Raw genomic sequence first — 13,321 nt, forward strand, 5'->3', positions numbered from 1 at the left:
TTAAAAAAGATGAATATTCTAAAGGAAAGGGTAGAAAAATCATTAAAAAATGCCTTGAAATAGAAAATAGAAGTATATTTTTACATATTACTACCGATAAGCCACGTGTATCCTTAGTGTTAACGAATAAATAACATTTGATAAAGACTTTATGAAACTTCCAGCAAGGGGACTTCTATTTGCCTGCCTGTCAATTTTTGTTTTCAGTATAAAACTGCATGCGCAGTACCCAGTTTCATTTAACAATTTTACAATCGAAAATGGATTATCTCAAAACTCAGTTGTCGCCATCACTCAGGATAAAGCTCATTTTTTATGGTTTGGAACAAGGCAAGGCCTAAATCGATATGACGGCTATCAATTTAAAATCTACAGAAACAATGCTGACTATCCGCAAAGCTTATCCAGCAACGAAATAACCCAGTTGTTTACAGATTCTAAAGGGAGCATGTGGGTAGGCACCGTTAACGGACTCAATAGATACGATCAGGTGCAGGACCTGTTTATTCGTATTAGCATAGGCCGTAGAAACAAGAAGAAAAACCCGGTAATTGAATCTATTTATGAAGACCGGCAACACCGGCTTTGGATAGGAAGCTCACAAGGGCTGTATCTGTTAACTGACGATCGCAAAAATACGTTCAGTACTTTCCAATTTGGGCGGTCAAAGAAACCAGCAGACAGAACCATCTATGCCATTTACCAGGATAGTAAAAACAACATCTGGCTGGGCACAACAGATGGTCTGCTTTGCATGACTGAAAAAGATGGCCGCTATACGTATAAAAGGTTCCGATCCAACCCAGAACAAATCAATTCCATCGGCTCCAATTACGTCACTGCTGTTAATGCAGACCGCAAGGGAAATTTATGGGTTGGTACAGACAATGGCTTGTCGCTTTACCATCCCGAAACCCAGACATTTACCACCTACAGGCATAGCGATAAAGATTCAACAGGCATTATTCATAGTGACATCAGAGACATTACCCTTGACCACAAAGGGCTATTGTGGATCGGTACCCAGGAGGGCCTGAGCATCCTGGATCCCATCAGTAAAAAATTCAGGAACTATCAGCATGATACTGAACTCAGGAACAGCATCAGTCACAATTCTGTGCATAGTATTTTTCAGGATGTAAATCAGACCATGTGGGTCGGAACGTATTTCGGGGGTGTTAATTACTGCTATCCCATTGCCACGCGGTTTAACGTTTACCGAAACAGCAAACTGAAACCCAGTATTAGTGGCAATATCATAAGTTCTATTGTAGAAGATGAGGAACAAAACTTATGGATCGGGACTGAAGGTGCCGGTCTAAGTTTTATAGACCGCAAACATAACCGTTACAGCAGCTATAAAACCAAGCCCAACGATCCGAATAGCATCAGTTCTAACCTGATTAAAATTGTCATTAAAGACAAAACGGAAAACGGTCACCTTGTCATCGGCACCCACCATGGCGGCTTGAACTTATTTAATCCTGTAACACGCCAGTTTAGGAGGGTTTTAAATGTAAAAGATTCAACAGGTGCTATAGGGACCGCAGAGATTGTTGCGCTGAACCAGGATCAATATGGAACAATCTGGGTCGCCTCCTGGAACGGCCTGAGTATTTTAAAAAAACAAAGCAATGGCTATCCGGAACGTACCACTAAAAGCGTGTTGGATAAATATATAAAAGCCGAAAACCGGGGTATCCAGGTCTTATTCAGAGATCGCGCCAATCAACTTTGGATTGGAACTACTGCCGGTTTATTCTCTTATAATTTCAGCAGTCGAAAACTCTCGCTTTATAGGAAAAAAGCAACGGATCCCAACAAACTGAAATCAGACTACATCAATTGCCTGATGGAAACCTCAGATGGCCAACTTTGCATCGGCACTTATTTCGGCGGATTAAGCCTATTCAATAAACAAACCAATAAATTTAAAACTTATGATGAAAACGATGGCCTGGCCAACAACAATGTACTGGGTATCGTAGAAGATCAGAAGGGAATTTTATGGATCAGTACGGCCAATGGTTTATCGAAATTGGATTTGAAAACCGGTGTTTTCAGAAACTATACACAAGTAGATGGTCTGGCAGGTAATGAATTTAATTTCCGGTCCTATCTTGGCAGCCGCAATGGAGAGGTATTCCTGGGCGGCCTAAATGGCATGACCTCTTTTTATCCTGAAAACATTGAAACGAACGATGACGTAGTACCTATCGTTTTTACCGGATTAAAACTGTTTAACCAGCCGGTAGCAGTAAACGGACCGGATCAGCTCCTGAAACAACAACTGATGAACACCAAAGACCTTACCTTTCGGTATGATCAGAACAATTTCACGATTGGCTTCGCTTTATTAAACTACATCAAATCGGATAAAAATAAGTACGCCTATAAGCTGGAGGGCTATGACAGGGACTGGAATCAGGTTGACCATCCGAGTGCAACGTATACCAACCTGCCGTCCGGACAATATCGATTTGTTGTAAAAGGTTTAAATAATGATGGCATTGAAGGAAGTAATGCTGCGACAATAGGGATTCATATTTTACCACCGATCTGGGCCAGCTGGTGGGCATATTTAATTTACCTCCTGATATCTGCTACTATTTTATTTCTGGTGATCCGTTATCTGTTTGTCCGCGCTTTATTAAAAAGAACGGAAAATATACAACAGATGAAGCTCAATTTTTTCACCCATGTATCTCATGAAATCCGCACGCCATTAACACTCATCCTTGGCCCCCTGGAAAGTTTGCTGAAGAGTACAAAAGATCTTCCTGAAGTAAACAGCCAGGTTGTACCGATTAAAAACAATGCAGACCGATTGATGCGGCTCATTACAGAACTGATGGATTTCAGGAAAAATGAAAGCGGTAAACTTAAACTAAACGTAGCTCCTTATCACATCATTGCTTTTGCAGATGAGATCTTTCAATCCTTCAGCTATCTGGCGGGTAAGCACCACATTGATTACCGCTTTGACCATGCTGATCAGGATATTGAACTATATTTTGATAAAGCACAAATGGAAAAGGTATTATTTAACCTGCTTTCCAATGCCTTTAAATTTACAAAGTCCAAAGGTAGCATTCGGTTATCTGTTGCAGAAAGCACAGACAGCGTTATTATCCAGGTCAGAGACAATGGCATTGGAATTCCTTACGATAGTCAGGCTAAGCTTTTTAGCGAGTTTTTCCAGGTAAATGCCCAGGGCTCCAACCACATTGGCTCTGGTATTGGCCTGGCTTTGTCTAAAAGCATCATCACTGCACATCAGGGAAATATCAATATAGAGAGTACGCCTGCAAGCGCAACCCAACCTGGCGACACCTGTTTTACGGTTACTTTGAAAAAAGGGAAATTGCATTTCAGTGCATTAGATTTAAAAACGTTTTTAGATGATGGTATCGAAAAGAGCATTTATTCAGCTCCGCTTCCTGTGCCCGATTCCAAAACCACCGACCTTCGGGTACCGCAGCATCAGGAAACCATTTTAATTGTAGAAGACAATGACGAAATCAGGCAGTTGCTAAGAAATTACATTGGTAACGATTATAAAATAATAGAAAGTGCGGATGGACAAGAAGGCTGGGAAACAGCCATAGAATTATTACCTGAGTTGATCATCTGCGATGTGATGATGCCCGTAATGGACGGGCTTGAACTCACCAAAAAACTAAAGATGGATGAACGAACCAGTCACATCCCCATCATTTTGCTTACTGCAAAGTCATCCCATACACATCAAATGGAAGGAATGGAAATGGGTGCCGACAGTTATGTAACCAAGCCTTTTAGCATGGAACTGTTGAAATTAAATGTGCGCAACCTGCTGCAATCGCGTGCAAACATGCGCCAGAAATTTAGCCAGCAGGTAAGTCTCCAGCCCCAGAACATTACGGTAAGTACCATAGATCATAACTTTATGGCCAAAGTAATGCAGTGCATTGAGGAGCGCATGGCAGATCAGGACTTTGGCGTTCCTGAACTTTCAGCCCAGATTGGCATGAGCCAGCCGGTATTGTACAAAAAGATCCGTGCCATTACTGACTTGTCTGTTAACGACTTCATCAAATCCATTCGTTTGAAAAAGGCAGCCCAGTTGCTCCTGCAAAAAGTTTATAACATTTCAGAAGTCTCCTACCTGGTCGGCTTTAACGATCCCAAATACTTCAGCAGGGAATTTAAAAAGCAATACGGCCAAACACCCCGTGTGTATATCAACTTGATGGAAGGTGGGGAAACAGAACAATAGCAAGATTCTACTTATAAAAGGATGGATACCGTTTGCCCTGCATATTGTTTTTGAGGAAGGTCTAAAGTAATGGTGCGAACATCAGTGCTACTGAGCTGGATGCTCACTTTTAATTTATCATGAAGATGAGCCGGATCTGCTGCATGCAATTGATATCGCCCATTTGTCAGTTTTCTGAGCATCAGCACTGCCGGAATATCTGTTGAAACTGCGATCTTTCCATCATTAAATGACACATCAGCTTCATAAAATACCATTTGCCAAATCTTCAGCCCCTGATGGTAAACAGCCTGGAGCCTATCGGTATTCGATTCAATTTTAATAAATTTCTTCGTCAGGTAATTTTTCATCTGAGCTTCAGTTTTCATGCCTGGCAGTAGGATGTAAGTATATTTTGATGCATCAGGTCTAATACCATGAGCTATACTCAATTGGAAAACAGATTTATTTTCTATTCTTTCATCTGCTTTATCCCCACCCACACTAATCTCAGTCCAGTCGCTGCGCCTGTTTTCAACAGACAGGTTCACGATGCCCTTTTCAGGAAAGACATACCCAACCTGATCATGCAACACCCAGTCTAAATGTTTCTTGAAACTCAAATGCAAATTTTTACGCTTATAATGTGTTACCCTGCCGCCATCACTTAATGTCAATCCATCTGGCGCAGCAACGACCTGATTTAAGGTTGTGGCAATTGGCGCAGCCAGACCAGCGTTAATTCCTGTTCCGAGACAGACAATTTCCTCCTCGAACATAAACCAGCCTTTTTTTGCAGATACCTGCAGATCATTTTTCATCACGTAGGCTGTTGCGCCGTAAATCCCATCAGATACACCTCCAGAAAAAGGGTCTGTGCCTCTTCGATCTCCGGCCCCCGGTGCTTTATCTTTGAGTATGGGTAGGCTATCTGGTAAGGTTGTACCTGGCAACCTTGTCCAATTCCACAAAGGAAATATATTAAAATACTCATTTCCTTTCAACTGAAGATTCATGGTTCCCTCTGCTCCCCAGAAACCCTTCATGTTTTCTGAATTGCCGATCTCCTGCGAATATTTCCTGCTGGATACCGCATGGATGGAAATAAAGTAAGCAGGTCTGATGTGTACAGTATAATCAGCATTCCAATAGTGCCGGTGTGAAGACTGGACTTTAAAGGAAGCAGGTACTTCGGATGTCATCCTTTTTCTGATGGTCTGATATTGCTCCTTTCCCCTGGGGTCAATCCTTTCCAGTATGGCCAGACTGGAGATATAGTCAACCTGTGTAGCCCCGACCCTAGAAATCCCCCTTCCAATGACATTCCAGTCGATCCATTTCCCCCGGATGACACCGAATATAGACTCCAGGATAAACTTTCGAAACAACTCCAGCTTTTCTCCCTGCAGCGCGTATTTTGTTCCAACAGTATAAGCGGCGGATTTAAGTACGCTAGACATAAACACCGTTCCATAACCTCCGTTGTACAGGTATCCGTAATGCATATCATAGGAAAGATCATATTGAATGCCTTCACCAGTGGTATACTGTATCGGGGCATAACTCTGCTCAGCCCCCAGTTTCAGCATGTTCTCATCTTTCAACAATGCCCCTATATATATCCACCCCATTGCGATCAGGGACTTATTTGCTCCAAAATTAAATTTATGCATGGGATTGTTTCGCCCGTTGCTGGTTACAGCCGTATCCTTACATATGGTAGCCAATGTACTTTTCTCCACCAGATTATCCAAAGGCTGTGCACCAAATCTCATGTTCACCAAACTAAGTGCTAAGCTTTGCGGCCGAGTAATTCCCTGCTGATACCAATTATCGCAATAAGGCAAAGGTTTAAGACCGCTGAAATAGCTCAAACTTTTTTGAATCACATCCCTAAGCTTAAGATTCTTATAAAAGCTACTTTTAGGATGACCATATGCAAGTGTCATGATCCTTATTTTTTCCAAAACAGGTATCCAGGACGGATTAATGCGTTTGTGATCAGCATAGTCTATGGATTTGTACTTCCCATTCACTGGATCCAAATCCATCAAGTCATACTTAATCTGCTGATCAAGTTGCCTGACATTCTTTACTTCAGCAAGTTGCTCCTGATGAACCCGGCTTAAAACCGTTTGAAAAACCTGATCAGGCTGATTCTGTGCCCGACTAACCAAAATGAATAAAAGACTAAGTAGAAGAAATGAGATAATTACTTTCATGAACCCGGTAAATTGCTGTCACCAAATTTGTTATATTATTTGCTTAAAAAAGATGACTATTCTAAAAAATAGGGTAGAAAAACAGGCATTATCCTTGTGTTGTTTTGCTGTTTAAATGTTATATTAGTGTAGAAGGATGCCTTCTTGAAAATTAAATCCCTTGAAATGAAAAAACTCTTTTACTACTCCGCATTAAGCTTTGCATTGATGTTAAATGCCTGTAGCAGCTTAAACAAATCGAATCCGTCAAAAGAAAATTCAAAATCTATGTCAAACCAGGTGATTACTGACAAAAAGTGGAAGCTGATTGAGCTGGAAGGTAAACCTGTAGCGGATAAAATTAATGGCAAGGAGCCTTTTATACTGTTGCAAAAAGCAGACAACCGATATTCTGCCTCAGCCGGATGTAACGGCCTTGGCGGAAATTTCGAAATTTCAGACAACAACAGAATCAAATTTACGCAAGGCATGTCTACCATGATGGCCTGCGATCACATGGAAATTGAAACCGGGCTAAATCGTGCGTTGGTTACTGCTGACAATTATACGGTCGGCGACAATACGTTGTCGATTAACAAAGGTCGTATGGCGGCCTTGGCTCGTTTTAAAGTGGTAACAGCTCCTGTAGCCAGTAAAGCGCTAAACGGCACTTGGGAACTGGATTATATTTCAGGACCAAGAATCGCTTTTGACGGTTTATATCCTAATAAAAAACCGACAATAATTTTTGATCTTTCTGCAACAAAAGCAAATGGAAACAGCGGTTGCAACAATTACAACACTACTTTTACCATCGACGGCAACAACATCAGATTTGCAGATCCGATGAGTACAAAGATGGCATGCGAAGGTATTGGTGAGGCTACTTTTTTCAAAACGTTGAAAACCATTTCAAAATATGACGTGAGCGGTACCACGCTAAATCTGATCATGGGCGACATCGCTGTGATGCGTTTTAAAAAGAAATAGCATTTGTTTTTAATTACAGCTGAGCATAGCCCGGGAACAAAAAAATGTTTCCGGGCTATTTTGTTTAGTCACATCATCATGTGATGCCCAAAATTTCTTCGTAAAGGGCCTTTTTTGAATATTTGTATTGTGATAACAACCTAGAAAACAGGCGCTCTATTACAAAGAAATAAAAGATCCTTAAATAATTAATCTTAAACAAAATGAAAAAAAAATTATTCACTATGATTGCTGCATTAGCAATAACATTCGGGTTAAGCAATTCCGTTCATGCACAAACAACAGTACGGTCAATTGCTGTAACAGTTGAACTAAAGGATATTATTGGCATAAGTCCGACTACCCCTACAGGGAGTTCACTCGTGGAGTTCCTCTATGAAACAGCAGCACAATACAATAGCGACCAGACCTCCACAATTACCGATCAGTTCAGAATTACAGCAACCAAGGCATATGATGTGTTTTTAAAAGGTTCAGGCCCTTTTGTAGGGCAAACTACGTCTTCTAACACACTTGATCTTAATATTCTGGCAGTAAGCGCAAGACCAGGCCCTAGCGGTACACTTCAGACTGCTGTAGTACCTACTACTTCAGATCAGCTATTGATTACAAATTCGCCAGCTGCCCTTGACCAAAGTTTTGATGTCAGCTACAAAATTGCAAAGAATCCTGTTTTATTAACATCAGTAAAACAAAAATATGCCACTTCACTTACGCTATCAGTTGCGGCTCACTAATTAATTTTTTAATGGGGAACCGGAGGTTTATATGTATATTCATATAAACCTCTTCTTTTTTCTTAACGATCTTTACAAATGCAAATCCGCTCAAAATTTCTTCTATTTATTTTTACCCTCATTGCTACATGCGATTTTAATGTGGTATGTGCGCAAGCATTATCCTTTTCTCCAACCCGTATATTTTTTAAGGGTAACCCCGGGGAGACGGTTACAGAGAATGTCACTGTGGTGAATTCCGGAACGGATGTGTATGAATTTGTAACCAGGCTTCAGGACTGGAAACGTGATTCACTGGGCACAAAAGTTTATTTCCCAATGGGAACCCTTCCCAATTCGAATGGAAAAACAATTAGCCTTTCGAGCACCAATTTCAGCCTTGCAGCTGGTGAGAAAAAAAGTTTTACGATCAGCATGCGCATTCCTGAGTCTCAAAACAACAGCGTATCGACCAACAGCATGCTTTTTTTTACCCAGGCTAATCCTAAGGAGTCTGGCAAAAGTGATGCGATGGGCATCGGGATCCGGCTAAGTATTGAGCTGGGTGTCCAGCTATTTTATACACCCGCAGAGGCCAGGCCCGGAGAAATGAAGTTCCTTGCTTTTGAGTACGATACCACGATTAATGAACAGTATAAAACAGGACGCCTCGCGGTGAAATTTGAAAACACCGGAGACTTAAATAAAGACGGTTTTGTCAGATTTGAACTGACCAATAAACAAACCGGCGAAGAGATTAAACTACAGCCAATACCCATTGCCATTATGCCACATAATTATCAGTGGGTTTATGGTGCCTTAACAGCTGGCCTGAGTGCCGGCGATTATCTCGCTGTTGCCATTCTGGATACCGGGGGAAATAATGATTTAAAAGTAGCAGAAAAAGACATTCATGTTAAAAAGTAGCTTTATAACGTCATTTTTTATGTTGTTGAGCCAGATACTATTGGCCCAGAATCCTACATTTACCATTAACGAGGCCGCCTTAATAGCCGGACAACTTACAGTTGATGCTTCTGGATATAACTATACGCCACCAACCCTGGGCTTATTCCCCTCTATTACCATAGCCGGTACGGGCTCCACCCTAACACCAGGGACAATCCCTATATCTTCTTTTACAGCAGCAACTTTAAAAGGAAGCACCGTAGGTACTCCCGTTGCATTAAGTAGCACCGCAACACCCTTACAGACCGATCTATTGGCACTATTAGGTGCCGGTGGAGGACTATTTTCTATGCGTTATTCCATTGCCTCGCTTTCACCTATAGCCTGGACAGCAGGGAGCTACACCAATGCGCTAAAGTTTGGCATTTCGGGAGTTGCGCTTGGCGCAGACATTACTCCAAAAAATGCAACCTTAACCGTTACGGTACCTGCATTTATCTCTGTAGTTACAGATCCAGGTGATCTGGAATTTCTGATAAATGACCTCAAATACCTCAGAAATACAGACATCTCCTTAACTAAAACCACAAATTACCGATTTACTGTTCCCTTAAAGATTAACCTGAAAAGTAATACGGCAACATTTACATTTACTAACGGATATACGAATGTTCCTGCTCCTACCACAAATTTCAACCTGGTTACCGCCAAAACAACGACGCCGGTAAACACTCAAATTAACCTGAGTACTACAGCACAGGCATTTCTACCGACTTTGGCCGTCCCAACAGGTAATACCAGCAATGTAACTGCACAATACACCATTTCAACAGCAAATATCCTGGCAGGCTTCATCAATAAAGGAACCTATTCCGGAACCTTAAATATGGAGTTATCCGATGCCACCTCCGCTTATCCTGCTGCAACTAACAATAAAACAGTTAACATGAGAGTGGTGGTCAGTGATCTTTCAGAATTGTCTATCAGCACGTCGAGCATAAATATGCAGCTTTCTACCGCTGCCAATTATAAAAACGGTATTTTCCTTGATGTCTCCAATCACCTGACAGTCAGCAAAACTACCCCGTACAGCATTACTGTAATGGCAACTGATGCCAATTTAAAACTGGGCACAACCAGCACCATTCCGGTAAACATACTGAGTATCGGCCCTGCTGCCGGCCAGAGTAATGTCAACACGATCAGCGCTCTTACCACCAGTCCGCAGCAACTGGTAAACGGCAGTGCTCCGACAATAGACCGGAACATCGGCATCAGGTATGCCATCAATGCGTCACAAACACAGGCGCTGCTTAATAAACCAGCAGGAATCTATAGTACAACCATAACTTATACCTTAACCGGACTTTAAAGGTCATTTGAATTTAATGACATCAACTTTGCGTTGTTCATATTTGTATTTGAATTCAATATTTACAACCTCGTTCCGCTTAACTTCTACACGTTCTCTTGGATTGATCATTGCATAAGGCATGCCTTCGGTTTCCACACTCACACTGTATTTACTTTCCGGTAGGTAAAAACTAAATTCCCCTTCGTTATTCGTAACGGTATTATAAATCCGGCCATTTTCTGCAACAGCTTTTACCCTTAGCCCAGCCGAAGAAGGCGTACCTTCGCTATACCGGTCAGCAACATAAGCCAATTGCCCTGTCAGCCGCTCGGTTTTAACAAGCGGGATCTCTAACCGCATATCTTTACTTAAAAAGACATCCGTTTCCTGGCTTGCGGTCCAACCTTTATCATTGATGATAGTAACAGCGTAAGCCTTATCTTTGACACCTAAAAATTTAGCCAGCCCCTTCGCATTCGTTACTGCAGCTAAACCATCAATCTTAACCCAAATACCGGGCTGAAATGCCTCATCCTGATCATGGTAGCCGTTACCGTTGCGATCTTCAAAATAAACCAGTTCCAGTTTTTTATTTTCGGCATTGTCATTACGACCAAATCGCTTTTCAATGCCTATCCGAATCTGATGGTTATTAAAAGTCCGCGAAAATTCCTGCTTGTACGTTTGAACCTGAGACTCGACCCCTATGAAAGGATTATAAATTGTCGACGCCGTTTGTTTACTCAGACTGTAAAAAAGATCCGCAGAGACTGCCCAATCACCTCTCAAAGCCCATTTAAAATTTCCACTAAAGGAGTAGCTCTCACTATTATTAAAGCCAAAATAGTTATACATCGTGTTCACGTGTATATCCAAACGTTCTTTCAAAATAGAGAATCGCGTGTTTGGGCCAAATGAATAGGTAAAATATTTAGGATTTTCAGAGATGGCCAATGCATCGGTCAAAAAATAACTGTTGTATTGCCCATAGGCTGTAAAACCTACAAAACGATTTTTATAATTGGCATTTATCCTTGACGAAAAGAAAGGTGCCGGTGGGATACCCGAAGTATTTTGGAAGGTATAGCCATTGTCAGCATCCAGCGAAAAATCATGGAAGGCATTGTTGTAATTGACGGTCAGCTTAGTCCTGAACGAAGCCGATTTCCAAACGCCAGCGTTCGCAATTTCCATATATTGCCTAAAGTAATAAGGCTTGATCATTAAGGACCACTGCTTGATCCGCTTGCCGTACCCAAACTCATAGGCCGTATTTCCATAATTACTGCTAACAGACAAAAAAGAAAGTTCGGGGCTATCAAAGGTTTTAGGTTGATTGTTCATCAGGCTAAACCTTAAACTCAAATTGTCTTTGTTTTTCAGATTAAAGAACAATTGGTTTTCCAATTGAAGTAGTCCCTTGCGTAAGCCACCATAATAAGGCGTGGAGTAATAATTGTTGCTGTAAAAACTAATTTTGTCCCGACTGATACCATAATTTGCACCCAATGAAAAACCGCTTTTAAGCGCATTGTTATCCGCGCTTAAGCCGACAAGGCTATAGCCTGTTTCCAAACTTAAGCTTTGCTTATTTGCTAAAGGAACATTGGAGCTTGCAGAAATCATGGTGGTGTTGATCCCGGTAAAGGTATTGTGATTTCTCAGCAGCACCAGGCTTTTACTATCCGAGTTGGATTTGCCGTCTTTATAAGTCAATGCAAATGTTTGCCCCTGACCCGGAACATTAAAATCTGAATACAAAAGATAATTATTTTCTACCCCATAAAAATTAAGTGAACTGGTTTCATTGATGTTAAACGTTCCTTTAACACCTCTTCCATTCAAATTAAAGTCCAGGATTTCATAAATGCTTCCACCTCTTATGCCCCAGTTTTTAGTATGGTATTCAATATAACTGTCATAAATATTAGTGCCATTCTGACCCGGATTGTTATAATAATCTCCATTAAACTGATAGTTGAGCTGCTGGTCATTCGCCAGCTTGTATTTACCATTTCCCTGAACCTGGTAAAGCGACGAAGCATTGTCAACATTCATATACCTTAAGGCAATGGTATTGGGATGGTTTTGGTAAAAAGGAGATGGATTTAAGGACAAGCGCCGGTCACTAGAAACCGTCATAATCCGCAAACGCCTCAATTGCATCACATTACCGCTCACATCGAGTGCACGGATGGTAACAGAAAAATCTGCAGGATCCTTACTATTCAATTTGTTTTTAGCAATAAAAGGTAAAGTCTCCTGTACTCCGGCCTCAAGCGTAAGGTTCGTTTTTTCGCCGATAAAATCAAGTCCATCAGGAATTTCAGTCAACTCCAATCTGAAATAAACAGGTACCAATCCATTGTTGTAACAACGTACCATCACCCTGGCCTGATTGGTAATTGGATCAAGATAAATTTCCGATTGATCAACGTCAATAACCAGTCCCGGTCCATCGCTCAGTTTGGCATAAAACGTTGCCATTTGCTGGACAGATTTCTTTTCATCGATATCCCGGAGCGAGATATTGATATCCTGTAAACGCTTGTGAATGGTTGCGCTATTGCCTAGATATTTTAATGGAAGCCATTTTTTTTGACCTGCAGCCACAGTGATTGTATCTGGCAGTTTCAACAAACCAGACTTTAACTCACCATTTTGCAGCAATTGTTTCAGTTGAACGGCTTCACTGCTGTTGTTCTCGATCCACAACAAATTGGAAAAAGTCTGTCCGGTATTTACATCGACCGTATCTACCTTAAAACCATATGAAATTGCAGGTTTGGTAACCTGGGATTTGCCGGATAAACAAAAGAAAACCGATAGCAGGATCAGAAGGATCATCCCCTTCTTTTTCATCAGCACATCGCTCCACTTTTTACACATAAAATACCCGTTCTTGCTATCTACA

At 41.3% G+C, this 13,321-nt stretch carries 7 protein-coding genes; 5 read left to right on the forward strand and 2 right to left on the reverse strand.

Going from position 1 to position 13,321, the window contains the following annotated elements:
* Nucleotides 1-151: 151 nt before the first annotated feature.
* The gene (locus IM797_RS14180; RefSeq protein ID WP_194127805.1) at nt 152-4,258 is read left to right on the forward strand and encodes a hybrid sensor histidine kinase/response regulator transcription factor; all 4,107 of its coding nucleotides are present in this window, start codon (nt 152-154) and stop codon (nt 4,256-4,258) included.
* 11 nt (nt 4,259-4,269) lie between these two features.
* On the opposite strand, the gene IM797_RS14185 is transcribed toward IM797_RS14180, so the two are convergent.
* On the reverse strand, nt 4,270-6,459 hold the full coding sequence (locus IM797_RS14185) for a polysaccharide lyase family 8 super-sandwich domain-containing protein (RefSeq protein ID WP_194127806.1): 2,190 nt from the start codon (nt 6,457-6,459) through the stop codon (nt 4,270-4,272).
* A gap of 165 nt (nt 6,460-6,624) precedes the next feature.
* Between IM797_RS14185 and IM797_RS14190 the strand changes: the two genes are divergently transcribed.
* The 4 genes from IM797_RS14190 (at nt 6,625) to IM797_RS14205 (ending at nt 10,425) form a co-directional block, all read left to right on the forward strand.
* Nucleotides 6,625-7,428, forward strand: a complete 804-nt coding sequence (locus IM797_RS14190) for an META domain-containing protein (protein ID WP_194127807.1) — start codon at nt 6,625-6,627, stop codon at nt 7,426-7,428.
* Nucleotides 7,429-7,631: 203 nt separating this feature from the next.
* Nucleotides 7,632-8,165 carry a hypothetical protein gene (locus IM797_RS14195; RefSeq protein WP_194127808.1) on the forward strand — a complete coding sequence of 178 codons (534 nt, stop codon included), beginning with the start codon at nt 7,632-7,634 and terminating at the stop codon, nt 8,163-8,165.
* A gap of 78 nt (nt 8,166-8,243) precedes the next feature.
* Nucleotides 8,244-9,071, forward strand: coding sequence for a hypothetical protein (locus IM797_RS14200; RefSeq protein ID WP_194127809.1), 828 nt, complete (start codon nt 8,244-8,246; stop codon nt 9,069-9,071).
* Complete coding sequence (locus IM797_RS14205; protein WP_194127810.1) at nt 9,058-10,425, forward strand: hypothetical protein; 1,368 nt, start codon at nt 9,058-9,060, stop codon at nt 10,423-10,425. The genes IM797_RS14200 and IM797_RS14205 overlap by 14 nt, the downstream gene beginning before the upstream one ends.
* 3 nt (nt 10,426-10,428) lie before the next feature.
* On the opposite strand, the gene IM797_RS14210 is transcribed toward IM797_RS14205, so the two are convergent.
* Nucleotides 10,429-13,296 (reverse strand): carboxypeptidase-like regulatory domain-containing protein, encoded by a 2,868-nt coding sequence (locus IM797_RS14210; protein WP_194127811.1) that lies wholly within the window; start codon nt 13,294-13,296, stop codon nt 10,429-10,431.
* Nucleotides 13,297-13,321: the final 25 nt, after the last annotated feature.

The organism is Pedobacter sp. MC2016-24 (assembly GCF_015223055.1).
Lineage (GTDB): Bacteria > Bacteroidota > Bacteroidia > Sphingobacteriales > Sphingobacteriaceae > Pedobacter.

Coding starts and splice junctions, on each gene's coding strand:
- IM797_RS14190 (WP_194127807.1), top strand. CDS start 6,625: ATGAAAAAACTCTTTTACTACTCCGCATTAAGCTTTGCATTGATGTTA.
- IM797_RS14205 (WP_194127810.1), top strand. CDS start 9,058: ATGTTAAAAAGTAGCTTTATAACGTCATTTTTTATGTTGTTGAGCCAG.
- IM797_RS14195 (WP_194127808.1), top strand. CDS start 7,632: ATGAAAAAAAAATTATTCACTATGATTGCTGCATTAGCAATAACATTC.
- IM797_RS14210 (WP_194127811.1), bottom strand. CDS start 13,296: ATGTGTAAAAAGTGGAGCGATGTGCTGATGAAAAAGAAGGGGATGATC.
- IM797_RS14200 (WP_194127809.1), top strand. CDS start 8,244: ATGCAAATCCGCTCAAAATTTCTTCTATTTATTTTTACCCTCATTGCT.
- IM797_RS14185 (WP_194127806.1), bottom strand. CDS start 6,459: ATGAAAGTAATTATCTCATTTCTTCTACTTAGTCTTTTATTCATTTTG.
- IM797_RS14180 (WP_194127805.1), top strand. CDS start 152: ATGAAACTTCCAGCAAGGGGACTTCTATTTGCCTGCCTGTCAATTTTT.